Source organism: Amycolatopsis orientalis DSM 43388 (genome assembly GCF_000411975.1).
Lineage (GTDB): Bacteria > Actinomycetota > Actinomycetes > Mycobacteriales > Pseudonocardiaceae > Amycolatopsis > Amycolatopsis orientalis_D.
On record NZ_ASXG01000172.1, the window covers coordinates 126,739 to 148,545 of the forward strand.

22 protein-coding genes, 1 tRNA gene and 1 pseudogene are annotated in these 21,807 nt (G+C 68.9%); 12 read left to right on the forward strand and 12 right to left on the reverse strand.

Going from position 1 to position 21,807, the window contains the following annotated elements; translation table 11 throughout:
• Window positions 1–15: 15 nt before the first annotated feature.
• Genes L942_RS36495 through L942_RS36505 form a run of 3 tightly spaced genes read left to right on the forward strand, consistent with a single transcriptional unit; the run spans window position 16 to window position 3,858 of the window.
• Window positions 16–2,793 (forward strand): ATP-binding protein, encoded by a 2,778-nt coding sequence (locus tag L942_RS36495; RefSeq protein WP_326929384.1) that lies wholly within the window; start codon window positions 16–18, stop codon window positions 2,791–2,793.
• A gap of 26 nt (window positions 2,794–2,819) precedes the next feature.
• Window positions 2,820–3,494, forward strand: coding sequence for a DUF1345 domain-containing protein (locus L942_RS36500; protein ID WP_106965175.1), 675 nt, complete (start codon window positions 2,820–2,822; stop codon window positions 3,492–3,494).
• 43 nt (window positions 3,495–3,537) lie between these two features.
• On the forward strand, window positions 3,538–3,858 hold the full coding sequence (locus tag L942_RS36505) for an antibiotic biosynthesis monooxygenase family protein (protein ID WP_037369012.1): 321 nt from the start codon (window positions 3,538–3,540) through the stop codon (window positions 3,856–3,858).
• 39 nt (window positions 3,859–3,897) lie between these two features.
• Here L942_RS36505 and L942_RS36510 read toward each other — a convergent pair whose 3' ends face one another.
• The 4 genes from L942_RS36510 to L942_RS36525 all read right to left on the reverse strand — a co-directional run bounded on the left by L942_RS36510 (window position 3,898) and on the right by L942_RS36525 (window position 7,539).
• Window positions 3,898–4,611, reverse strand: a complete 714-nt coding sequence (locus L942_RS36510; RefSeq protein WP_037369013.1) for a G1 family glutamic endopeptidase — start codon at window positions 4,609–4,611, stop codon at window positions 3,898–3,900.
• Window positions 4,612–4,810: 199 nt separating this feature from the next.
• The gene (locus tag L942_RS36515) at window positions 4,811–5,866 is read right to left on the reverse strand and encodes an ABC transporter substrate-binding protein (protein ID WP_037369014.1); all 1,056 of its coding nucleotides are present in this window, start codon (window positions 5,864–5,866) and stop codon (window positions 4,811–4,813) included.
• 1 nt (window position 5,867) lies between these two features.
• Window positions 5,868–6,746, reverse strand: coding sequence for an ABC transporter permease (locus tag L942_RS36520; protein WP_037369016.1), 879 nt, complete (start codon window positions 6,744–6,746; stop codon window positions 5,868–5,870).
• Window positions 6,736–7,539: an ABC transporter ATP-binding protein gene (locus L942_RS36525; protein WP_037369017.1), complete on the reverse strand. Its 804-nt coding sequence runs from the start codon at window positions 7,537–7,539 to the stop codon at window positions 6,736–6,738. The genes L942_RS36520 and L942_RS36525 overlap by 11 nt, the downstream gene beginning before the upstream one ends.
• Before the next feature lie 157 nt (window positions 7,540–7,696).
• Between L942_RS36525 and L942_RS36530 the strand changes: the two genes are divergently transcribed.
• On the forward strand, window positions 7,697–9,316 hold the full coding sequence (locus tag L942_RS36530) for a sensor histidine kinase (protein ID WP_235079605.1): 1,620 nt from the start codon (window positions 7,697–7,699) through the stop codon (window positions 9,314–9,316).
• Complete coding sequence (locus tag L942_RS36535) at window positions 9,313–9,969, forward strand: response regulator (RefSeq protein WP_037369019.1); 657 nt, start codon at window positions 9,313–9,315, stop codon at window positions 9,967–9,969. Before L942_RS36530 ends, L942_RS36535 begins: the two co-directional genes overlap by 4 nt.
• Window positions 9,970–10,644: 675 nt before the next feature.
• On the opposite strand, the gene L942_RS36540 is transcribed toward L942_RS36535, so the two are convergent.
• Together L942_RS36540 and L942_RS36545 are read right to left on the reverse strand one after the other, a co-directional pair.
• The gene (locus tag L942_RS36540) at window positions 10,645–11,298 is read right to left on the reverse strand and encodes a hypothetical protein (protein WP_037369020.1); all 654 of its coding nucleotides are present in this window, start codon (window positions 11,296–11,298) and stop codon (window positions 10,645–10,647) included.
• Window positions 11,299–11,419: 121 nt separating this feature from the next.
• Window positions 11,420–12,256 carry an SDR family NAD(P)-dependent oxidoreductase gene (locus tag L942_RS36545; protein ID WP_037369022.1) on the reverse strand — a complete coding sequence of 279 codons (837 nt, stop codon included), beginning with the start codon at window positions 12,254–12,256 and terminating at the stop codon, window positions 11,420–11,422.
• 66 nt (window positions 12,257–12,322) lie between these two features.
• On the opposite strand from L942_RS36545, the gene L942_RS36550 reads away from it, so the two are divergent.
• The gene (locus tag L942_RS36550) at window positions 12,323–13,072 is read left to right on the forward strand and encodes a trypsin-like serine peptidase (protein WP_037369023.1); all 750 of its coding nucleotides are present in this window, start codon (window positions 12,323–12,325) and stop codon (window positions 13,070–13,072) included.
• A 13-nt stretch (window positions 13,073–13,085) separates the two neighbouring features.
• Window positions 13,086–13,307 carry an RNA-binding S4 domain-containing protein gene (locus L942_RS36555; RefSeq protein ID WP_037369110.1) on the forward strand — a complete coding sequence of 74 codons (222 nt, stop codon included), beginning with the start codon at window positions 13,086–13,088 and terminating at the stop codon, window positions 13,305–13,307.
• A gap of 250 nt (window positions 13,308–13,557) precedes the next feature.
• Here L942_RS36555 and L942_RS36560 read toward each other — a convergent pair whose 3' ends face one another.
• Window positions 13,558–14,499, reverse strand: a complete 942-nt coding sequence (locus L942_RS36560; RefSeq protein ID WP_037369025.1) for an Ldh family oxidoreductase — start codon at window positions 14,497–14,499, stop codon at window positions 13,558–13,560.
• Window positions 14,500–14,591: 92 nt separating this feature from the next.
• On the opposite strand from L942_RS36560, the gene L942_RS36565 reads away from it, so the two are divergent.
• Entirely contained in the window at window positions 14,592–14,873 is a 282-nt protein-coding gene (locus tag L942_RS36565) for a DUF2277 domain-containing protein (RefSeq protein ID WP_037369027.1), read from the forward strand.
• An 8-nt stretch (window positions 14,874–14,881) separates the two neighbouring features.
• Here the strand turns inward: L942_RS36565 and L942_RS36570 are convergent, their stop codons facing one another.
• Window positions 14,882–15,079: a KTSC domain-containing protein gene (locus tag L942_RS36570; RefSeq protein WP_200863038.1), complete on the reverse strand. Its 198-nt coding sequence runs from the start codon at window positions 15,077–15,079 to the stop codon at window positions 14,882–14,884.
• An 80-nt stretch (window positions 15,080–15,159) separates the two neighbouring features.
• Here L942_RS36570 and L942_RS46235 point away from each other — a divergent pair.
• Window positions 15,160–15,408, forward strand: a pseudogene (locus L942_RS46235) (hypothetical protein); the annotation flags it as partial.
• Window positions 15,409–15,529: 121 nt separating this feature from the next.
• Here L942_RS46235 and L942_RS36575 read toward each other — a convergent pair.
• Window positions 15,530–15,614 (reverse strand) — tRNA-Ser (locus tag L942_RS36575).
• A 2-nt stretch (window positions 15,615–15,616) separates the two neighbouring features.
• Window positions 15,617–16,108, reverse strand: coding sequence for a MarR family winged helix-turn-helix transcriptional regulator (locus tag L942_RS36580; RefSeq protein WP_106965171.1), 492 nt, complete (start codon window positions 16,106–16,108; stop codon window positions 15,617–15,619).
• Between the two features lie 519 nt (window positions 16,109–16,627).
• Between L942_RS36580 and ypfJ the strand changes: the two genes are divergently transcribed.
• A complete protein-coding gene (gene ypfJ, locus L942_RS36585; protein ID WP_037369030.1) occupies window positions 16,628–17,560 on the forward strand; it encodes a KPN_02809 family neutral zinc metallopeptidase in 933 nt (310 codons plus the stop codon).
• 20 nt (window positions 17,561–17,580) lie between these two features.
• Window positions 17,581–18,558, forward strand: coding sequence for an NAD(P)H-quinone oxidoreductase (locus L942_RS36590; RefSeq protein ID WP_037369031.1), 978 nt, complete (start codon window positions 17,581–17,583; stop codon window positions 18,556–18,558).
• A gap of 50 nt (window positions 18,559–18,608) precedes the next feature.
• Here the strand turns inward: L942_RS36590 and L942_RS36595 are convergent, their stop codons facing one another.
• Window positions 18,609–19,808: a cysteine desulfurase-like protein gene (locus L942_RS36595; protein WP_037369032.1), complete on the reverse strand. Its 1,200-nt coding sequence runs from the start codon at window positions 19,806–19,808 to the stop codon at window positions 18,609–18,611.
• Window positions 19,809–19,908: 100 nt separating this feature from the next.
• On the opposite strand from L942_RS36595, the gene L942_RS36600 reads away from it, so the two are divergent.
• Window positions 19,909–20,487 carry a bacterial proteasome activator family protein gene (locus L942_RS36600; RefSeq protein ID WP_037369033.1) on the forward strand — a complete coding sequence of 193 codons (579 nt, stop codon included), beginning with the start codon at window positions 19,909–19,911 and terminating at the stop codon, window positions 20,485–20,487.
• 137 nt (window positions 20,488–20,624) lie between these two features.
• Here L942_RS36600 and L942_RS36605 read toward each other — a convergent pair whose 3' ends face one another.
• Window positions 20,625–21,776 (reverse strand): epoxide hydrolase family protein, encoded by a 1,152-nt coding sequence (locus L942_RS36605; RefSeq protein ID WP_037369035.1) that lies wholly within the window; start codon window positions 21,774–21,776, stop codon window positions 20,625–20,627.
• Window positions 21,777–21,807: the final 31 nt, after the last annotated feature.

Consider the following 21,807-nt stretch of genomic DNA (forward strand, 5'->3'; position numbering starts at 1 on the left):
CCGACGTTGGTATCCGTGCGTCCGCGTCCGGCGGCGTTCGCCGGGCGCGACCGCGAACTCGCCGCGGTCGCGGAAGTCCTGGCCCACCGGCCCGCCGCGGTGCTGGTCGAGGGCGCTCCCGGAATGGGCAAAACCCGGCTGCTCTCCGAACTCGCCGCGCGTCCGGAGTTGTCCCAGGTCCGCGTGCTGCGCGGGGCCTGCCCGCGGCTCGCCGAGCCCTTTCCCTACGGTCCGATCCTGGAAGCGTTGCGCTCGGCCGGGGACCGGCTCGGCCCGTTGAGCCCGGTCGCCGGTGCGCTGCAACCACTTCTGCCGGAGCTGGCCGACGTGCTGCCACCCGCGCCGGAACCGCTGCCGGACGCCAGCGCCGGGCGGCATCGGGTGTTCCGCGCGTTCCGGGAACTGCTGATCGCGTGCGGTCCGACCGTGCTGCTCATCGACGATCTGCATCGCGCCGATCCGGGAACCGGTGACCTGCTGCGGTTTCTCGCCGTCGATTGGCCCCCGGACCTGGGCGTGGTCGCCACCTGCCGCCCCGGAGACGCCCGGGTTCGCACGGCTCCCGAGGTCCACAGCGCGCAAGTGATGCTCGGTCCGCTGGATTGCGCAGCGGTCACCACGATGGCTTGCGACCTCCTCGGGCTGCCCCGGATCAACGCCGAGTTCGCCGCCAAGCTGCACGAGTACACCGCCGGGATTCCTTTTGTCGCGGAGGAAACTCTGCGCGCGTTGCGGGGCGTAGAACTGACCGAGTCGGCACTGGATCGGCTGAAAGTTCCTGCCGCGCTTCAAGAATCTGTATCCAGGCAGCTGTCCGCGCTGCCGACGGCCGCGGTGCGGCTCGCCAAAGCCGCCGCCGTGCTCGACCTGCCCGCTGAGCTGTCGGTGCTGACGGAGCTGGCCGGGTTGGCCGAAGACGAGATCGTCGTACCGGACGGGCTGCTGGGCGAAGCCGACGACAATCGCTACGGCTTCCGGCATCCGTTCGCGCGCAAAGCCGTGTACGCTTGTCTCAGCGCGTCCGAGCGGAAACTGTTGCACACCAAGGCAATGCATCTTCCGGGGCAACCCCGGTCCTTGCTCGCCGCGCACGCGCACGCCGCCGGACGCGTCGAGGAATGGCGGCGCTATGCGGAAGAAGCGGCCGACGAGGCGATCGCACACGGCGACACCGCGCGGGCGATCGACTTGCTGCAGGCGATCGTCGCGAAGGCCGACGAAGACGCGGTCGGCCGGTTGGCGAAGAAACTCAGTGATGTCTCGCTGCGCGTCTTCCGTCCGGATGTCCATTTGACGCTGGAGAAGGTGCTCGAAGACCGGCCGCTGCCGCCCGCCGTGCACGGGACGATCCGGCTCGCGCTGGGCATGCTGCTGGTCCGCGTCGCCGGTCGGCTGGAGCAAGGGCGCGCGGCGGTGGAACGCGCCGTCGCCGAGCTGTCGGATGGGCCGGAACTGGCCGCGCGCGGGATCAATCTGCTCGCGCTGCCGTTCGACGGCCTCATTCCGCTGTCCTGGCACGAGCAGTGGATGCGCCGCGCCCGGGAAGTGCACGCCGGCCTGACCGACCCCGAGCTGCGGCTCGCGCTCACCGGCGACCGGATCGCGACCGCCGCGCACCTCGGCGACGGTTCGGCGTGGGCGGAATTCCAGGCGATGCCGGACACCGCGCCGACCGTCGCCGAACGCGTCCAGCTGGCCCGGCTGTGGTGCAATCTCGCCGACGCGCAGTCGTGGTCCGGTCACCTCGGCCGGGCCGGAAAGCTGGTCGACGAGGGGCTGCGCCGGGCTTCCGAAGCTGGCGCGCTGTATCCGAAAGGTCTGATCGAAGGCACCCAAGTGCGGCTCGCGTGGTTCCGTGGCGAATGGGACGGCCTGACCGAAGCGACCGAAGACGTCCGTACCCGGCATCCGGCGCTGGGCGCGATCGTCATGGAGACGTCGTTGGTGCTCGGCGGGCTGGCCGCGGTGCGCGGTGAGTTCGCCGCCGCACGAAGACACTTGGCCAACGCCTCGGCACACCGTCCAGGCGAAGGCCCTATCCCCGTTGTGTTGTGCGCGGCTTCAGTATTGATCGGCGTGCACCTGTCGACCGATGACGTCGCCGCAGCCGGCGAAGCCGCTGATGTAGCTGTCGACGCCGCGCGTCGTAAAGGCGTGTGGGTTTGGGCAGCGTCGCTCGTCCCAGCCGCTGCGGAGGCGTACACGCGCGCAGACCGTTGGCATGACGCCGACGCTTTCGTCGAAGAGTTCGCGCGCGGCATCGAAGACCGCGACGCGCCGCTCGCTGCCGCGGCCCTGCACGCTGGCCGCGCAGTCCTGATGAACGCTCGCGCGAAGCACCTAGCCGCCGCAGCGCTCTTCGACACCGCTGCCGACGCGTACGCAGCATTGCCAATGCCGTACCTAGCTGCGGGTATGCGAGAACGCGCGGCACGCTGTCGTCTCGATGCAGGTCAAGTCGACGCGACAGCTGCACTCAGACAGGCCGCCGCCGCGTACACCCAGCTAGGTGCCACGCGCGACGCTGGCCGCTGCCATCACGTGCTTCGCGAACACGGTGCCTGGGCACCATCACAGCGCGGCCGTCGCGGCTACGGTCGCGAGCTGTCTCCGCGAGAGCGTGAAGTCGCGGAAATGCTCGCGGAGGGTCGGACAAACCGTCAGATTGCCGACGGCCTGTTCCTGTCGCCCCGCACAGTGGAGCAACACGTGGCGAAGGTGCTTCGCAAGCTAGGAGCGCGAAGCCGCACGGACGTCGCGAGGAAACTCCCGTCCCTTGAATCCGCGCGATAACGAGCACCTCGTCCTACCGTATGCGGGTGGCTGACGAACCAGTGCCTGCCTGGCGGCGGGCGACCAAAGGCGAGACCCGGTGGCCCGCGGCGGCCGTCGTCATCGGAACCCTCGCCCTGCAACTCGCCTTGCCGGACGAGATGGTGCTGCACCCGTGGTGGCTGCTGCCGTCGTTGACCGCCGTGCTGATCATCGCGCTGCTGTTGCTGAACCCGGGCCGGCTCACCGAGTTCAATATCGTCGAGCGCATGGTCGCGCTGACCGCGCTCGCCGTCGTCAGTGTGCTCAACGGCGCGTCCGCGGTGCAGCTGGTGATCGAGATCGCCCGAGGCGCGCAACGCGGGCACGCGGTACAGGTGCTGGTCAGCGGCGTGGTCGTCTACTGGACCAACATCGTCGTCTTCTCGCTGTGGTACTGGGAGTTCGACCGCGGCGGCCCGGCCCGGCGCGCGGCCGGCCGGGCGGACTTCCCCGACCTGCAGTTCCCGCAGATGACCGACCCGTCGATGGCCAAGGCCGAATGGGAACCGCGGTACCTGGACTACCTCTACACGTCGTTCACCAACGCCACCGCGTTCAGCCCGACCGACGTCATGCCGCTGCGGATCTGGGCGAAGATGACCATGATGGTCCAGGCCGGGATCTCGCTGCTGCTCGCGCTGATGGTGTTCGCCTGGGCGGTCAACGGCCTCCAAGGCTGAAACGCGCTGGCGTCGCCCGCGTCCGCCCGGTATATCTCCGGCCATGGAGCTTCCCGAGCCGCCGTACTACGCGGTGATCTTCACGTCCCGCCGCACCGACGGCGACCGCGGCTACGCCGAGCGCGCCGCCTATCTGGCCGAACTCGCCGCGAAACAGCCCGGCTACCTCGGCATGAACTCGGTCCGCGACGAAACCGGGCTCGGCATCACCGTGTCGTATTGGCAGGACGAGGAATCCATCGCCGGATGGCGGACCAACCTGGAGCACGCCGAAACCCGCGAGCGGGGCCGCGCCGAGTGGTACCGCTCGTTCGACGTGCAGGTCTCCCGGGTCGAACGCGCCTATGACTTCGAGCGTCCGTGAGGGGAACCCCGATTCGCCCGGGATTCCCCTCCCGTCCCGCTACTGCCGGTTCATGGTGAAGCTCTGGCCGTCGGAGCCGATCGCGCCGGGGACCCACGTCGCGCTGCCGCCGTCGTCCGCGTTGAGCCCCTGCGGGCTGGTGTCCGCGAGGTTCTTGCCGTCGAACTTCACCCCGTCGAACTTCACGCCGCCGTTGATCGCCGGATAGGAATCGGACGGCGATTCGATGATCGCTTCCGCCGACGAGTGCTTCGCGCTCAACGACTGCGTGGTCGTCTTCGTCCAGCCCTGGGTGTCGTTCTTCAGGTCGAGTTTGTAGCTGTTGTTGCTGCGCGTGACGGTCGCGGTGATGTGGTCGCCCGCCTTCACCGGCGCCTCGCTCGCCGAGTAGTACACCGGCGCGGCCGGGTACATTTCGTACCACGCCTGGTATTGCGGGCTGCCGCTGGAGCAATCGGTCGCGACGCCGGTCTGCTCCACAGTGGACGATCCGTCGCCGTCGATGCCCACCCACGGCGCGAACAGGTCGTTGCTGGACTTGCAGGTCGCCGCCGGTTCGGTCCAACCCGCGGTCGCGGTGGTGAAACTGCCGAAACTGACGTAACCGCCCCAGTTTCCGCCGGAGTAGTGGTTCCCGTGGAAATGCTTGCCGAAGGTGACGGGCCCGGCTCCCGCGCCGGCGACGAGGGTCGCGGCCGCGAACGCGCCGACCGCCAGCAATCCGAGGGGACGCGGGAAGGATCGAGAACTCATGGGCATCCAATCTGGTCACGGGAGTGCCTGCGCGAACCAGTGTTGAATTTCGCCCGCCGAGGTTGGTAGCTACTTTCGAAGGGTATTCATATCTTGGGAAAACTTCACCAAATGTCCTGATTCTCCTGTGTGTACACGGAAGTCCGTGCCCGCCCGCCTGGGGAGGCAGCGGGCCGGCACGGACTCCTTCCGAAGCGGACTACCGCGCCGTACGGGCGTGCGCGGCGTCCACGAACTGGGTGGTGTACGTCTTGGACAAATCGATCTTGTCCTTCTTCGGCTTCACGTTGCTGGACGACGCGCCCAGCACCTTCAGCACGTTCTGCGCGCCGGACGGGTCCATCCGGCCGTCCTTGGTGAACATCGGCAGACTGTCCTTGAGGGACTTGATGTACAACGCCTTGTCCCCGCCCGCGAACGACGGCGGCATCAGGTCGGCCACCTCTTCCGCGGTGTGCATCGAAAGCCACTGCAGCGAATCCACATACGCGTTGGCGAGTTTCTGCACGACGTCCGGATAACGTTTCACGATTTCGCAGCTCATGTACAGCGAGCTCGCCGGGTACAGCCCGCCCAACGCCGCACGCGTGCCTTCCGGCGTGCGCATGTCGTACAGGACCTTGGCCTGTCCGGTGTTGGTCAGCTGCGCGATGGTCGGGTCGGTCGTCATGCCCGCGTCGATCGAACCTTGTTGCAGCGCCGAGATGAACGTCTGCCCGGCCCCGACCTTCACCGGCGTGTAATCCTTGCTGCCGACGCCGCCGCGGCTGGCGAGCGCCTTGGTGAGGAAGTCGGTCGACGAACCCAGCGACGTGACGCCGAGGTTCTTTCCACGAAAGTCCGCGCCGGATTTAATGTGCGCGGCCTTCGACGTCGCGACCATTTCCGCTTCCCCGGGCACATTCGCGAACTGCACCACGCTCGTGATGCACTGGTCCTTGGCCTGCAGGTCGATCGTGTGGTCGTAGAACCCGACCACGCCCTGCACCTCCCCGGCCAGCAGCGAGGTTTCCGCGTTGGCCCCGGACGGCTGGTCGAACAGCTCGACGTCCAGCCCCTGTTTCTGGTACTCGCCCAGCTGCTTCGCGAGCTGTCCGGGAAGATAGATCACTTTGGACAGTCCGCCGACCATGATCTTGAGGTGCGGCCGCCCGCCGTTGCCGAGGTCGATCTCCCGGGAATCCCGGCAGGCGGTCACCCCGGCAACGGTCACCAGCGCGGCCGCCGCGACCGCGAGTGTCCTTTTCAGCCGCATGTCAGATGTCCCGTCGTCCGTCGTCGGTCGACATCTGCGGACGCCAGCGCAGAAGTTTGCGCTCGGCCGAACCGATCAGCCATTCCGCGAACAGCGCGACGACCATGATGACCAGCATCCCGGCGTAGACGCCGGCGGTGTCGAACGTGCCCTGCGCGTTGGCGATCAAGAAGCCCATGCCCGCCTTGGCCCCGGTGTACTCGCCGACGACCGCGCCGATCAACGCGAAACCGAACGCGACGTGCAGCGACGAAAGAATCCACGACGTAGCGCTGGGCAGCACGATCGACTGCAGCACCTGCCATCGCGTCGCACCGAGAATGCGAGCGTTGTCGATCAGATTGCGATCCACTTCGCGAGCACCGGTGAACGCGTTGAAGAACACCGCGAAGAACACGAGCACGAAGACCGTCGCGACCTTTGAGGACAGTCCGAGGCCGAACCAGATCACGAAGAGCGCGGCGAGCACGATACGCGGCATCGCGTTGGCCGCCTTGATGAACGGAGCCAGCACCTCGGCGAGATACGCGCTGCGGCCGAGGATGACCCCGCAGATCACACCGGCGACCGCGCCGAGCACGAAGCCGAGCACGGCCTCTTCGACGGTCACCAGGATCTGGTACCAAATGGTCCCGAAGTCGGTGCCGGTGGTGAACCATTCGGTGAGCCGCTGCCAGATCTTCGACGGCATCGAGTAGAAGAACGGGTCGATCCAGAACCGGCCGGCCAGTTCCCACAATCCCAGCCAGGCCACGAGAATCGCCAGCCGCAGCAGCCAGACGTTGCGCTTGTGCCGTCCGGCGGAGCGCTTCGCGCGGGAGAGAATGTCTTGTTCGGTTTCGAAGACCGGCGTCGGCGCGGTCTGAGTCTCAAGCGACACCGGTCGCTCCCTTCTGGCGGGCCTTGTCGACCTCGCCGCGCAGCGATTCCCAGATGTCGGAGTAGAGCTTGCGGAATTCCTCGGTCAGCCTCAGGTCTTCCACCTTGCGCGGCCGCTCGAGCGGAATCTCGAACACGTCCTTGACCGTCGCCGGGCTCGTGGTCAGCACGACCACCTTGTCCGCCAGCGCGATCGCCTCGTCGAGGTCGTGCGTCACGAAGATGACCGCGGCGCCGGTGCCGGACCACAGCCGGAGCAATTCGTCCTGCATCAGCGCGCGAGTCTGGACGTCGAGCGCGGAGAACGGCTCGTCCATCAGCAGGATTTTCGGCTCGGTGACCAGCGTCTGCGCCAACGCGACGCGCTTGCGCATGCCGCCGGAAAGCTGGTGCGGGTAGTACTTCTCGAACCCGGCCAGCCCGACGCGGGCGATCCAGTCGGTCGCCTTCTTGCGCGCGTCCTCTTTGGACGCACCGCGGAACCGCGGCCCGGACGCGACGTTGTCCAGCACCGAACGCCACGGCATCACCGCGTCGGTCTGGAACATGTAGCCGACGCCGTCCGGAATCGACTTCACGTCGGAGCCGTGCACGACGACCCGGCCCGCAGACGGCGGCTGCAACCCGGAGACCAGGGACAACGTGGTGGATTTGCCGCACCCGGTCGGCCCGACCACGGCGACGAACTCCCCCGGTTCGACGGTCATGGTCAGCTCGCGGACAGCGGTGTGGACAGAACCTGATCCGCTCGGGAACCTTTTGGTGGCGCCGATCAGTTCGATGAGTGGGGCCATCGAGGTGACTCCTTCGTCACGGTGGGGACTAGCTCGACGCAGGTTAAGAGCGGGTTTCCCGGCGGAGAAGCTTGTCGACGTTCTGCGTGCGCTCTGCGCGTTCTCCACGTTTTGCTCGTTTAGCGCACGGCGCTGAGCTGGGGGTATGTTCCCTGGCATGCCGAAGTGGGCGCTCTTTCCGCGGATGCGGTTCACCCGTCAGGTGCTGCTGTTGCAGATCGGCGTGGTGGTCCTCGTCGTAGGCCTCGGCGTCGCCTTGATCAGCTGGCTCCTGCGCACGACCCTGACCGAACAGTACGGCGAGCGCGCCTTGGCGATCGCGAAATCCGTGGCCACGGAGCCGGTGGTGATCGCCGGTGCGGCTTCCCGGCAGCCGAGCCCGGACCTCCAGCAGCGGGTCGAAGCAGTGACGCAGACCGACGACGCGCTGCTGTTCGTGGTCATCACGGACGATCACGGCATCCGGCTGGCCCACCCCAACCTGTCGCAGGTCGGCAAGCAGGTGAGCACGCCGTGGGAGGAGGTGATCGCGGGCAACGACGTGGTCAGCGAATTCAACGCGGGCACCCTGGGACCGTCCGTGCGCAGCAAGACCCCGATCAAGCAGGGCTCTCGGATCGTCGGCGAGGTCAGCGTCGGGTACCGCATCGGCGAGCTGACCGGCGACTTCAACCGCCTGTTCATCCTGACGATGATCTTCGGCAGCGGTGCGCTCCTCATCGGCGCGGGCGCGTCCGCCCTGCTCAACCGCCGTCTCCGCCGGGTCACCCACGGCCTGGAACCCCACGAACTGACCGAGCTGCTCTACGAACACGAAGCCGTGCTGCACGGGATCGGCGAGGGCGTCCTGGCCGTCGACGCGGAGCACCGGGTGACCGTCCGCAACGACGAAGCCGAACGCCTCCTCGACACCCCGCTCCCGGTCGGCACCCCGCTGGAGGCCCTGGACCTGTCGCCGCGCGTGCACAAAGCCGTGACCGAAGGACGCCCGGTGGACAATCTCCTGGCGGTCGCCGGAAACCGGGTCCTGGTGATCAATTCCCGTGCCGTGCACCGAGAGGAACGCGCGCTGGGCACCGTGCTGACCTTCCGCGACCGCACCGACCTCGACACCCTCACCCGAGAACTCGACGGCATCCGCTCGCTGTCCGACGGCCTGCGCGCGCAACGGCACGAGTTCGCGAATCGCCTGCACACCCTGTCCGGCCTGCTGCAGCTAGGCCACCACGCCGAAGCCGAGGAATACCTGCAGACCCTCACCGAGAGCACCGCCTCGCGAGCCGAACCGCTCGACGACCGGATCACCGACCCGTACCTGCAAGCGTTGCTGGTCGCGAAAACCGAGCAGGCGCAAGAAAAAGGCATGGAACTCCGGTTGGCCGACGACGCCTGGGTCCCCGCCTCGGTAACCGATCCGATCGCCGCGGGCACCGTCATCGGCAACCTGGTCGACAACGCCCTGCACGCCGCGCGCATGGGCCCGCGCCGGCCCGCGTGGGTCGAAGTCGGGCTGCTCGCCGATGATTCCACTTTGCATGTGTCCGTTATAGACAGTGGACCTGGAATCGATGAGTCCTTACAGGACAAACTTTTCGACGAAGGAGTGTCCACAAAGCTCACTCCCGGCCACGGCCTCGGACTGGCCTTGGCCCGCCAAGCCGCCCGGGCCCGCGACGGCGACGTATGGCTCGCCGACCCCGGCGGCGCGACGGCCGGCGCGTTGTTCGTCGCCAAACTTCCCGGCCTGCTGGACCGACTCGAGGAGACCGACACATGATCCGCACCCTGATCGTGGACGACGACTTCCGCGTCGCCGGCGTGCACGCGGGATTCGTGTCGGAGGTACCGGGATTCACCGTCGCCGGGGTCGCGCACACCGCCGCCGAAGCTCGCGCCCGCGTGCGTGAACTGGCCCCGGATCTGGTGCTGCTGGACGTCTACCTGCCGGACGAGCCGGGCCTTTCGGTGCTGCCGGACCTCAAGACGGACACCATCGTGCTGTCCGCCGCCACCGATGCCGGGTCGATCTCCGCCGCGATCCGCGCGGGCGCGCTGAACTACCTGATCAAACCCTTCACGACGCGCCAGTTGTCGGAACGGCTCACCTCGTACGCCCGTTACCGCGGCCTGGTCACCACCGAACGCCCGCTCTCCCAAGACGACGTGGACCGAGCTTTCCGCGCCCTGCACGACCAGGACCGCGCGGCGACGCCGAAGGGCCAGTCCAGCGCGACGGCCCGCCTGGTGTCGGAGCGCCTGCGCAGTTCCCCGACCCCGCTCTCGGCCGCCGAAGTGGCCCGCGAACTCGGCATGGCCCGCGCCACCGCACAGCGCTACCTCACCGCACTGGCGGAATCGGGAGCAGTGGAAATGCGACTCCGCTACGGCGCGACCGGACGCCCAGAACACGAATACGACTGGATCGGCTGACCCCGCCGAGCGTCAGCGGAACCGGCTTGCTCGGTTCGCTGCTGGTGTGGCATCGAGCGACCGCTGTCTGCGAGCAGCCGAACCAGCCGCCCGAGCCAATTTCTGCTCGCCGCCGGACGCCCCGGCACACCGCCGCAACAAGCCAACCAACCCCAACAGCCAGCGGACCGGCGGCCCAGTGCGCACAGCCACCGCTGAAGCAACCCGGCCGAGCCACGCCCACCAGCAGCGAGCCAGCTCCGGGCCGAGGCAAAGTTCGCGCGCGCCCTCAGCTGCTCTCTCAACGCTTGCAGCCAATACCCGCCCACCGCCGAGACAAGCCAGCCAACCCCAACAGCCAACAGCGGACCAGCGCCCGCGGCCAAACACCCAGCGCTGAAACAACCCCGCCGAGCCACGCCAGCCAACAGCGAACCAGCCCCGACCCCAGCCAGGAGCAGCGCGCCCTCCGCTGCTCTCTCAACGCTTGCAGCCAAACACTCGCCGCCGAAGCAACCCGGCCGAGCGCCAGCCAACAGCGCACCAGCCCCGACCCCAGCCAGGAGCGGCGCAACCTCAGCTACTCCCTCACCGCCCGCGGCCAAACACCCGCCGTTGAAACAACCCCGCCGAGCCACGCCAGCCCGCAGCGAACGAGCGGCCCCAGTCAGGGACGGCGCGCTCTCAGCTGCTCTGTCAACGCCCGCCAGCCATCCGCTGCGCCGCGTCCAGCCATGGCTTCCAGTCGAGGAACTGGTTGATCCCCGCACGTGGCTGGGTCTTGCTCGGAGTGGGCGTCTCGAGGTCCGCGCGCGGCTCGGCCTGTTCCGAAGGCTCCGGGGCCTCCGCGCGCGGCGTGGTCGAGTGGACCGGGTTGTGCCGTCGCGCCGGAGCTTGCCGCGAAGGGACCGGGACGTACACCGTGACCGGCGGGGCGGTCTGCGTGACCGGCGGCGTGCTCGTCGACGGGGCAGGGACCTGCTGCTCCGCGACCGGAACGCGCTGTTCGGCCTGCACGAGAGCGTCGTCCGCGGGCTGGCCGGGGAACGCTCCGGTGAAGTAACCCCCGGCGAGCCAGCCGAGTCCGACCAGGAGCACCGCCAGCCCGGAGCCGACCCACACCCGGGCCCGCCGCCGCGACGCCACCGCGCGCGGGCGTTCCTCGGCGGGCGCGCACCCGGCGATCACCGGGATCTGCTGGGTCGATTCGCAGCTCGGCTCGGCAACGGCCTCGTCCTGCGGGCGCGGTTCGCGCGGCAGGCTGGCGGCGATGATTCCGGTGCGGTCGACCAGTTCCCCGGAGGCGCGGTCAGCGGGCGCGGCCAAACGGCGCTCGGCAAGGCGCAGCATCGAGGGCTACCTCCGGGGTACGGGCACACGGGTGGGCTCGCAGCATTCTGCGACATTCCCGAGGGGTTCGGCGAAAATGCAACTCCATCGGGTGATCAAGAATGCGGACAGTCGCGACGAGTTATCCGTTCCGCTGGACGCGCTTGAGCCCTTGGCGGGCCAAAACCGCGAGCGGACGCTGGTATGCCGAACCGAGCACGCGCGGGATCGCGTCGATCACGTACGCGTCCGGTCCGATGAGGATCCGCGCGGACCGCCTGCGCACGCCGCGCAAGATCGTCTCCGCCGCTTTCTTTGGTGTGGTAAGGGCGATTTTCTCGAAGCCGGCCGCCGCTTTGGTTTGGTCGCCGGCCGCTCCGCCGCGGGCGTTGCGGGCGATGTTGGTCTTGATCCCGCCCGGATGCACACAGCTGACGCCGACCGGATGGCGGGCGGCGAGCATTTCTTCGCGCAGTGACTCGGTGAATCCGCGAACGGCGAACTTCGCCGCGTTGTACGCACTCTGCGTAGGCACTCCGACGAATCCGAACACGCTGGAGATATTGACGATGTACCCGTCGCCGGAGTCGATGAGGTGCGGCAGGAATGCCTTCGTGCCGTTCACGACGCCGCCGAGGTTGATGCCGAGCAGCCAGTCGAAATCCTCGAACGTCATGTCCTCGACGGTCGCGCCGAGCGCCACCCCGGCGTTATTGACGACGAGGTTGACCCGGCCGTGCTCCCGCACGACGTCGTCGGCGTGGGCGAGGACCGCGGCCCGGTCGGCCACGTCGAGGGAATGGCCCCGCACCTTGGCCCCGCGTTCGCGTGCTTCGCGCACGGTGCCCTCGAGACCTTCCGCGTCGACATCGGACAGTTCGAGCAGCGCCCCGTGCAGAGCGAGTTCGAGCGCCAGCGCCCGCCCGATGCCCGAGCCCGCTCCGGTGATCACTGCGACTTTGTTCGAGAAGTCCTTCATCGTCTCCCCACCCTGGTCTCACCGCGTTCTCTGATACTAGTGACGAGGACCAGTACAGGAGGTGGCATGCGGCGCACGGTGATCGGGCTGTTCGCACTATTGAGTGCGAGCGGGACCATCGTGGCTTGTGCTGAACACACCGCGGAACCGGCGGTCGCGCCGTCGACGCCGGAGAAGCCGATCCAAGCGTCCATCGGCGCACTGTTCGTCGACGGCTCGCATTACTGCACGGCGAGCGTCGTGCACAGCCCGCGCGGGGACGAGTTGCTGACCGCCGCACACTGCCTCCACGACGGCGAAGGCGGCGGCTACCTGGCCAATGTCACGTTCGCACCGGGTTTCCACGACGGCGTCGCGCCCTACGGATACTGGCAGGTCGGGAACGAACTGGTCGCCCAAGGCTGGATCGATTCGTCCGATCCGAACCTCGATGTCGGCTTCGCGACCGCCCGCCAGGACGGTTCGCCCGAACCCCTCGAAGCGGTCACCGGAGCCAACCAGCTAGGCGCGAACGGCCCCTTCACGCGCCCGGTGACCGTGGCCGGCTACCCCGACGGCGTCGACGAGCTCGCCACCTGCGAAACCCACACTCAGCAGCAAGACGAACACCAGATCAGAGTCGACTGCCCCGGCTTCGCGACCGGCACGAGCGGCAGCCCGCTGGTAGCGGAGCCGTCGCCAGACACGAAAACCGGCACGGTAGTAGGCGTGATCGGCGGCTACGAGGGCGGCGGCTACACCGACGACATCTCGTACTCGAGCTATTTCGACGACCAGATCGTCGAGCTGTATAACCGAGCGACCACGATGCCGTGACATGATGCGCCCCATGAGCACGCGCGACGTCCCGATCACCGGGGAACCGATCCGGCTGGGCCAATTCCTGAAACTGGCCGACCTCGCGGACAACGGCTCGCACGCGAAAGACCTGATCGACGCGGAAAAGGTCACGGTCAACGGCGAAATCGAAACCCGCCGAGGCCGCCAACTAGCCGACGGCGACGTAGTAGCAGTCGGCACCAACGAAGCCCGCGTCTCGCTACAACACTGACCACAGCACAGAACCCTTCACCAGTTCTGATTTCGCCCACCAAAAAACCGCAGCCGACGCACCCACCCATCGAGGCACCCAGCCCCCGCCTGCACCCCGATACGAAGCCTCCCTGCGGGCGGTGGGTGCTTGTCAAGGCACGCTTTCCCGCCTTGACAAGCACCCACCGCCCGTCAGCACAATCAAACTTCGGGGTGCCCCACGCACGCCGGATGGCGCAATGTCGCCGCCAGGCGACGAGCAGCCCCGGTCACCCCACCGTAGTCAACGGCGCCAACCCCACCTTCAACGCCAAAGAATCCAACTGCCTCCGCACCGCCCCCGGCAACGGCACCCCCAACGCCCGGCACTGCTCCAAATACTGAGCCTCCCGCCACCCGGGATACCGAACCGGTGCCCCGCTCTCCCACCCGAGCATGCTCCCGAACACCGCACTGGCCGCCCGGTAAAACCCATCCGCACTACGCAACGTGGTAGGAGCGATCGCCAGCACCAGCAACCCAGTGTCGTGCTCATGATCCGCGACCCCGGACAACACCCCGGCCAGCACGTCCACCATCAACGCGAATCCAGCGAACTGCGGATTACGAGCAGCGTCCGCGAGATCGACATCGAACACGAACTCCGGATAGGCCCCGGCGGGAGCGGCCATCCCCAGCGGATGCACGGGCTGGTCCGCATACCCCCCGGCGGCCATCACCATGCCGATCATCCCGTGCGGCAGGGCCCGCGCCGCGTGATGCCCGACCCGTCCGAACGGCCCGACCCCGCGCACCGACAGCAGCCCGACGCCGAACCGCCCAGCCCGCTGCACCGCGCGATCCATCGCGTCGCCGACCGCCCACAGCCCGGACGCTCTGCGGTAATCGATGAGCGCGGCTGCCCCGCGGTCCGCGATCAGCAACGGTTGCGCGTCAGGACTGACCAATCCGCTTTCGATCGCGGGCAAATGCACGCGGGCCAATTCCCCGACGCCGCTTTCCGGCGCGCCGGTGAGGTCGCCGTGGCACAGCGCTTCCGCGGCCGGACGCGCGCGGTCTTCGGGAAACCCTTGTGCCATCAGGACAACGGAAACGAGCGTGACCAGTTCGTCGACGGGAACGCGGTGCCAGGCCTGCTCGGGAATCGGGGTGTCGGCGGGAACTTCCGGAACGGGGCGGCTGAGCCGGGGGGAACGTGGTCTGAGGGGCACTTCATCAAGGTTGCCGGGCGATCTCGGACCCCGTCAACGAGGTTGGCCCTAGAGTGTGATGCGGTCGGCCGCAGAGACGTACCCTGAACCGCATGTGCCGAAACATCACCACGCTGCGCGGCCTGCAGCCCGCCGCCACCACGGAAGAGATCGAAGCCGCGGCGCGCCAGTACGTGCGCAAAGTGACCGGGGTGCAGTCCCTTTCGGACGCGACGCGCGAACCGTTCGAAGCGGCGGTCGCCGAAATCGCCCAGATCACCGCGCGGCTGCTGGAGGAACTCCCGCAGCGCCGCCAGCCGCCGGCGACCGTGCCGCCGCTGCGCCGCCCGGAAGTCCAGGCGCGGATCGCCCTGCGCGCGGCCAAGAAAGCCTGACGCCGCCCTCACTCCACCTCTCGGCCGGGAAACCGCGGCTTGATCTCCTGGTTGAGGTAGCGCCCCGGGCTGTCGGCGGCCATCAGCTCGCGATGCACCCGGGCGGGCACGAGGTGGTAGCGGTAAACGCTGCCGTCATGGAACCCGATCTCCAGCACCGACTTCGCGACGTCGTAGCCGACGTCGCGAATGACGGAAGACTCCACGGGAACCCGGCGCACAGCACGCTCAGGATACCCGCGCGGCCGCCGGGCGAGCAGCCGTCGCGGCCGGTGCCTCGGATGGAGCAACCAGTGGCAGCGGGAAGACCGGACGCCTGCTGCCGTTGCTGGAAACCGGCAAGCTGGCCGCTGGCGACCAGCTCGTCAGGAATCGCAAGCGAGCAGACAAGATCCACCAAGCGACTGTTCTGCCGAACGGCTCCACGCAGCTGCAAGACGGACGCATCGCGAACTCCCCGTCCGGTGCCTGCGCCATGCTCGCCGACAACAAGAACTACGACGGCTGGGAAGAATGGCGACGGCACTCCGACCAGACCCGGCTGACGACCCGCGCTGATCCGCCACCGCGGCGCGCCGCGGAAAGTCGCCGGAGAAAACGGCCCCGGCCTCCCGCGGCGGGCGCGGAATCCGGGGCCGGACACTCGAGGCGTCAAGCGGAAGCGGAGGGATTTGAACCCCCGGTAGGTTTCCCTACGGACGCTTTCAAGGCGTCTGCATTCGGCCGCTCTGCCACGCTTCCTTCTAGGTCAGGGTATCGCGCCGTCCTTCGACGTCGTCCAGGTGTTCGAGAACCCGGGTGAAGGCCGTGGCCACCGCGGTCTGCTCGTCCGGGGTCAGCAGGTCGATCAGGTGCTCGCGGGCGCCGCGCACGTGCGTTGGCGCCGCTTCGTCCAGTACCCGCTGGCCGGCGTCGGTCAGTTCGGTCAGCACGCCGCGTTTGTCCTCTGGGTCCGGGCGGCGCGTGACCAGCCCGGCGACCTCCAGTTTGCCGATCTGGTGCGACAGCCTGCTCTTCGTCGAGCCCAGCTGCGCCGCCAGCTCCGTCATCCGGGTGCAGTGGTCCGGGGCCATGTTCAGACAGACCAGGACCTCGTAGTCCGCGAGCGAGACGCCGTGGCTTTCGGCCAGTTCGCGGTGCAGCCGCTGCCGCAAGCGCAGCGACGCGACGATGTAAGCCCGCCAGGCACGCTGTTCGGCCGGGTCGAGCCAGCGCACGTCCTGGTCATCGCTCATGCCCGGAAGCGTAGAAGGCCGGATTCGCGCCTCCGTTTCGGCCTGCCGTGAAATTTTCGGCCGAACTTCCCCCAATGGAGGGTTACGAAAAGGTTGAGACTCGGCGCGAAGAAGCGCATCCTCGGGAGGCAGCGGAGGGACGACGAGGATCCGCGGAGCGCGCCGAAGGGCACGCCGGGCCGCGTTTCCCCCCCCGGGAAAGGCCAGGTGGTGGCATGGCAGGTAGTTCCCGCGGTTGACCGCCCGCTGTGTCCCCGCGACCGGCACGGCCCCGTTCCGGTTCGGTCGCGATTGCGAACAGCACGAGCACCCCGTGCGCTCCGGCATCTGCCCACGCGCACCCGGCGTCGTTATGCCGCTGCTTCTCTTCGCGGCCTCGGCACCGCGAAGGCAGCGCCGGACGCCAGCCCGGCCGGTGGCCAACCGCCGTCAAACGAAACCTCGGTAGTACCTGGGTGCGGCCCCCAGCGCAGGGGCCGCACCCAGCCTCGTTCCGGGATGTGCGGCTACCCTTTCCGCGTGCGATTCGACGACAACGCGGATCTGGACGCATCCGAAATCCAGGACATGCGCGGCAGTGGCGGAGGCGGCGGCGTCGGCGGCCGCGTGGCCCTCGGCGGCGGCGGGCTCGGCCTCGTCGGCCTGGTCATCTACTTCCTGTTCTCCCAGTTCGGCGGCGTCCACAGCACCGGGACCTCGCCTGCGGCGGGCGGACTCGGCCTCAGCGACGTCAAGGCCGGGCAGCAGCTGGACTCCGGCACGCTCGCGAAGAAGTGCAAGACCGGAGCCGACGCGAACCGCGACCACGACTGCGCGATCGTCGCGATCGTCAACTCCATCCAGGACTACTGGACGCAGGAGTTCTCCCGCTCCGGCCAGACCTACCGCAAGGCGACGACCCGCTTCTTCACCGGCGGCGTGCGCACCGGCTGCGGCGGCGCGACCTCGGACACCGGGCCGTTCTACTGCCCGGCCGACTCCTACGTCTACATCGACCTGTCGTTCTTCAACGAGCTGAAGACCCGCTTCGGCGCGCAGGGCGGCCTGTTCACCGAGGCGTACGTGCTGGCCCACGAGTACGGCCACCACGTGCAGAACCTCACCGGCACGTCCAAGCGCGGCACCGGCACCGGGCCGACGTCCGGTTCGGTCCGGCTCGAACTGCAGGCCGACTGCTACGCCGGCGTCTGGGCCAACCACGCCAGCACGACCCCGACCAGCTCCGGGAAACCGCTGGTCCAGGACGTCACGCAGGACGACATCTCGCGCGCGCTCGACACCGCGTCGCGGATCGGCGACGACTACATCCAGAAGAACCTCGGCAGCGGCCACGTCGACAAGTCGAGCTTCTCGCACGGCACCTCGGCGCAGCGCGAGAAGTGGTTCACCACCGGCTACCGCACCGGGCAGCCCGCGAGCTGCAACACCTTCAGCACCAACGACCTCGGCTGACCCGGGATACAGTCGGGCGCATGCACGCGATCACGATCCGCGAACCCGGTGCCCCTGACGTGCTCGAATGGACCGAGGTCCCCGATCCGGAGCCCGGTCCGGGCGAGGTGCTGGTGGACGTCACGGCCAGCGCGGTCAACCGCGCCGACCTGCTGCAGCGGCAGGGCAACTATCCGCCGCCGCCCGGGGCGAGCGACATCCTCGGCCTGGAATGCTCCGGCACGATCGCCGAACTCGGCGAGGGCGTCGAGGGCTGGCAGGTCGGCGACGAGGTGTGCGCGCTGCTCGCCGGCGGCGGGTACGCCGAGCGCGTCGCGGTCCCGGCCGGGCAGCTGCTGCCGGTGCCCGCCGAAATCGAGACGGTCGCCGCGGCCGGGCTGCCCGAGGTGGCCTGCACGGTGTGGGCGAACGTCGTGATGCACGCCGGTCTGTCCGAGGGCGACGTGCTGCTGGTGCACGGAGGCGCGGGCGGCATCGGCACGCACGCGATCCAGGTCGGCAAGGCGCTCGGCGCGACCGTGGCGGTCACCGCGGGCTCGGCCGAGCGGCTCGAACGCTGCCGTCAGCTCGGCGCGGACCTCACGATCAACTACAAGGAGCAGGATTTCGTCGAGGTGCTGCGGGCCGAGACGAAGGGCGCCGACGTCATCCTCGACAACATGGGCGCGAAGTACCTCGGCCGCAACGTCGACGCGCTCGCCGCGGACGGCCGGCTGGTCATCATCGGCATGCAGGGCGGGGTCAAGGGCGAGCTGAACATCGGCAAGCTGCTGGGCAAACGCGCGAGCGTGTTCGCGGCCGGGCTGCGGGGACGTCCGCTGGACCAGAAAGCGGCGATCGTCGCGGATGTCCGGAACCGGTTGTGGCCGTTGGTGGAACAGGGTTCGGTGCAGCCGATCATCGGCGACGTGGTGCCGATGGCCGAGGCCGCGGCCGCGCACCGGATGCTCGAGGAGGGCAGCATCTTCGGGAAGGTCCTGCTCGCCGCGAAGTCCTGACCTCGTGCGTGTTTATGCCGGTTCTACCCGGCATAAACACGCACGAGAGGTCAGCGGAGTTCTTCGAGCACCCGCACCAGCTGGTTGATCTCGAACACGTTGGAGTAGTGCGCGAGCCCGATCCGCACCGCTCCGCCGACCTCGCCGACGCCCAGCGACGCGAACACGCCGCTGGTGCCGTCGTCGGCGAACGCGCAGAGGCCTTGCGACGCCAGGTACTCGGCGACCTGGGCCGCCTTCGTCCCGGCCACGGCGAACGCGAGCGCGGGGATCCGGCGCATCGCGTCGCCGATCACCATCACGTGCCGCAGCGAGCGCAGTTCCGTGGACAGCTGCGCGAGCAGGCCGGCGTGGTACGACTTGGCCGAGCCGAGCGACGTCACCAGGCGTTCGCGGCGGGAGCCGGTCGCGGCGTCGTCCAGTCCGGCGAGGTAGTCGATGGACGCGACGAGTCCGGCCAGCAGCGGGTACGCGTGCGGGCCGAGTTCGAGCCGCGCGGGACCGGTGGCGGCCGGGTCGAGCGACACCGACGAGATGCGCTCCAGCAGCTCCGCGTCGCGGAACACGAGCGCGCCAACCGACGGGCCGCCCCACGAGGGAGCGGACACGACCATCACGTCGGCCCCGAGTTCCTGCAGGTCAAGCGGCACGAACGGGGCCGCGTAGGTCGCGTCGACCACCACGAGCGCGCCGACGCGCTTGGCGAATTCGATCACCGTCGGCACGTCCGGGCGGGTCCCGACGGACCCGGACGCCAGCGTCACCGACACCGCTTTCGTCCGCGCGGACACGAGGTTCTCGTACTGCCACGCGGGCAGCTCGCACGTCTCGATGTCGATCTCGCTCCACCGCAGGACCGCGCCGACGCGTTTCGCGGCGCGCCGCCAGGGCGCGATGTTGGCCTCTTCGTCAAGCCGGGAGACGACGATCTCGTCGCCGATCGTCCAGCGTTCGGCGAGCGCGTCGACGAGACGGCGCAACAGGACCGGCGCGCTCGGGCCGAGCACGACGGCAGCCGGGTCCGCCCCGACCAGATCGGCCACGGCCCGGCGGGCCGCGGTGACGATGCTTTCCGCCCGCTGGGAGGCCGGAAACGCCCCGCCCGGCCCGGACACCGGCGCCCGCATAGCTGTCGAAACGGCCGAAGCGACCTGTTCGGGCACGAGCATTCCGGCGGCGCCGTCGAAGTGAATCCAGCCGTCGCCAAGCGCGGGGAAGAGCCCACGGATACGAGCGACGTCGAACGCCATGGGGACACCGTACGGACGTGCGGTTTCGCGGTTGCCGCGGGGTTGGGCAGAACTGCCCGGACGGCCGCTAGGCTCGGGGCAGGACCGCCAACCGACGGGGATGGAGCATATGAGCGAGCCGAACTTCCGGGGAACGGGCGCAGCCGGGGACGCGGACGCGCCGCGCGTGGTCGTGGTCGGTCCGGACGGGGTCCCGGTCGGCAGCGCGCAGGCGGCACGCGAGGGCGAGGAGAACGAGTCCGTCGGCGACCTGGTCGAGGAACCGGCCAAGGTGATGCGCATCGGGACGATGATCAAGCAGCTGCTGGAGGAGGTCCGCGCGGCGCCGCTGGACGACGCCAGCCGCAACCGCGTCCGCGAGATCCACCAGACGTCGGTGCGCGAGCTGGAGGAGGCCCTCGCGCCGGAGCTGCGCGAGGAACTGGAGCGCCTGGTGCGCCCGTTCACCGAGGACGAGACCCCCTCGGACGCCGAACTGCGGATCGCGCAGGCCCAGCTGGTCGGCTGGCTGGAGGGCTTGTTCCACGGCATCCAGACCGCGCTGTTCGCCCAGCAGATGGCCGCGCGGGTCCAGCTGGAGCAGATGCGCCGCGGCCTGCCCGCGGGCTCGTCCGGCTCCGGCGGCCACCCGGGCGAGGGCCACGGGCACGGCATCACCGGAACCGGGCAGTACCTCTAGCGGCGGCGATCCGCGAGGCGATCGGGAACGTGCGCAGTTCCCGATCGCCAAGGCGCCGGCGTTCGCCGAAGGCACCGGTCGGAAGCCGCGGCTCTGCAGTCTTGCGCGGCCGCGGACCGTTCCCGTCCGGCGACGCCTCACCCCAGGCTTTCCGCGGAGAAGAACGCCCGAAGATCGCCGATCAGCAGATCGGGTTCTTCGAGCGCCGGGAAGTGCCCGCCGCGCGGGAATTCCGTCCAGCGCACGATCCGGTCGGTGCGCTCGGCCAGGTGCCGCAGCGGGAGCCCGATGTCGTCCGGGAACACCGCGACCGCGGTCGGCACCGTCGACGGCGGCAGCGGCGCGCCCCACTGGACGTCCTGGTCGGCGTAGATCCGCGAGGACGACGCGGCGGTGCGGGTGAACCAGTAGATCGAGACGTTGGCGAGCAGGTCGTCGCGGTCGATCAGGTCGTGGTCGGCGTTCGAGAAGGCTCGGAACTTCTCCGCGATCCAGGCCAGCTGCCCGGCCGGGGAGTCGGTGAGGCCGTAGGCGAGCGTATGCGGCTTGGTGGACTGGATCATCGCGTAGCCGACGCCGGTCTGCTGGAAGGCCCGCGCTTTCTCCAGCGAGCGCTGGCCTTTCGCCAGCTCTGCTCCGCTGAGCCCGGCAAGATCAGCCTCGCTGCGCGCCACCGCGGACGGCAGCATCGTCACGTGCGCCCCGATGATCCTGCCGGGGAATTGGACGCAGAGTTCGCGGGAGATCAACGCGCCCCAGTCGCCGCCGTGCGTGCCGAAGTTCGAGTACCCGAGCCGGGTCATCAACTCCGCCCACGCACGCGCCGTCCGGGCCGGTCCCCAGCCGCGGTCGGCGGTCGGCCCGGAGAAGGCGAAGCCGGGCACGGAGGGAACGACGACGTGGAACGCCACGGCCGGGTCGCCGCCGTACGCCCGGGGGTCGGCGAGGGGACCGATGAGGTCGAGGAATTCGACGATCGAGCCGGGCCAGCCGTGCGTGAGCAGGAGCGGGACGGCGTCCGGTTCGGGCGATTCCAGGTGCAGGAAGTGGATGTTGGCGCCGTCGATGGTGGTGGTGAACTGGGGGAAGCCGTTGAGGCGTTCTTCCTGTGCCCGCCAGTCGAAGCCCAGGCGCCAGTAGTCGGCGAGGTCCTGGACTTCGGGCACCGGAATGCCCAGCTCCCACGCCGGGTCGTCGAAGGGGTCCGGCCACCGGGTCTCGGCGAGCCGCCGGTCGAGGTCGGTCAGCTCGGACTGCGGGACGTGGATCCGGAACGGGGTCTCGGTCATGGCGGCAACGTTAGGAAGGATTGCGGAATGT

Coding starts and splice junctions, on each gene's coding strand:
- L942_RS36540 (WP_037369020.1), bottom strand. CDS start 11,298: ATGCTGCGCCTTGCCGAGCGCCGTTTGGCCGCGCCCGCTGACCGCGCC.
- L942_RS36550 (WP_037369023.1), top strand. CDS start 12,323: ATGCGGCGCACGGTGATCGGGCTGTTCGCACTATTGAGTGCGAGCGGG.
- L942_RS36580 (WP_106965171.1), bottom strand. CDS start 16,108: ATGAGCGATGACCAGGACGTGCGCTGGCTCGACCCGGCCGAACAGCGT.
- L942_RS36600 (WP_037369033.1), top strand. CDS start 19,909: ATGGAGCATATGAGCGAGCCGAACTTCCGGGGAACGGGCGCAGCCGGG.
- L942_RS36535 (WP_037369019.1), top strand. CDS start 9,313: ATGATCCGCACCCTGATCGTGGACGACGACTTCCGCGTCGCCGGCGTG.
- L942_RS36565 (WP_037369027.1), top strand. CDS start 14,592: ATGTGCCGAAACATCACCACGCTGCGCGGCCTGCAGCCCGCCGCCACC.
- L942_RS36555 (WP_037369110.1), top strand. CDS start 13,086: ATGAGCACGCGCGACGTCCCGATCACCGGGGAACCGATCCGGCTGGGC.
- L942_RS36545 (WP_037369022.1), bottom strand. CDS start 12,256: ATGAAGGACTTCTCGAACAAAGTCGCAGTGATCACCGGAGCGGGCTCG.
- L942_RS36525 (WP_037369017.1), bottom strand. CDS start 7,539: ATGGCCCCACTCATCGAACTGATCGGCGCCACCAAAAGGTTCCCGAGC.
- L942_RS36590 (WP_037369031.1), top strand. CDS start 17,581: ATGCACGCGATCACGATCCGCGAACCCGGTGCCCCTGACGTGCTCGAA.
- L942_RS36595 (WP_037369032.1), bottom strand. CDS start 19,808: ATGGCGTTCGACGTCGCTCGTATCCGTGGGCTCTTCCCCGCGCTTGGC.
- L942_RS36605 (WP_037369035.1), bottom strand. CDS start 21,776: ATGACCGAGACCCCGTTCCGGATCCACGTCCCGCAGTCCGAGCTGACC.
- L942_RS36505 (WP_037369012.1), top strand. CDS start 3,538: ATGGAGCTTCCCGAGCCGCCGTACTACGCGGTGATCTTCACGTCCCGC.
- L942_RS36530 (WP_235079605.1), top strand. CDS start 7,697: ATGCCGAAGTGGGCGCTCTTTCCGCGGATGCGGTTCACCCGTCAGGTG.
- L942_RS36510 (WP_037369013.1), bottom strand. CDS start 4,611: ATGAGTTCTCGATCCTTCCCGCGTCCCCTCGGATTGCTGGCGGTCGGC.
- L942_RS36515 (WP_037369014.1), bottom strand. CDS start 5,866: ATGCGGCTGAAAAGGACACTCGCGGTCGCGGCGGCCGCGCTGGTGACC.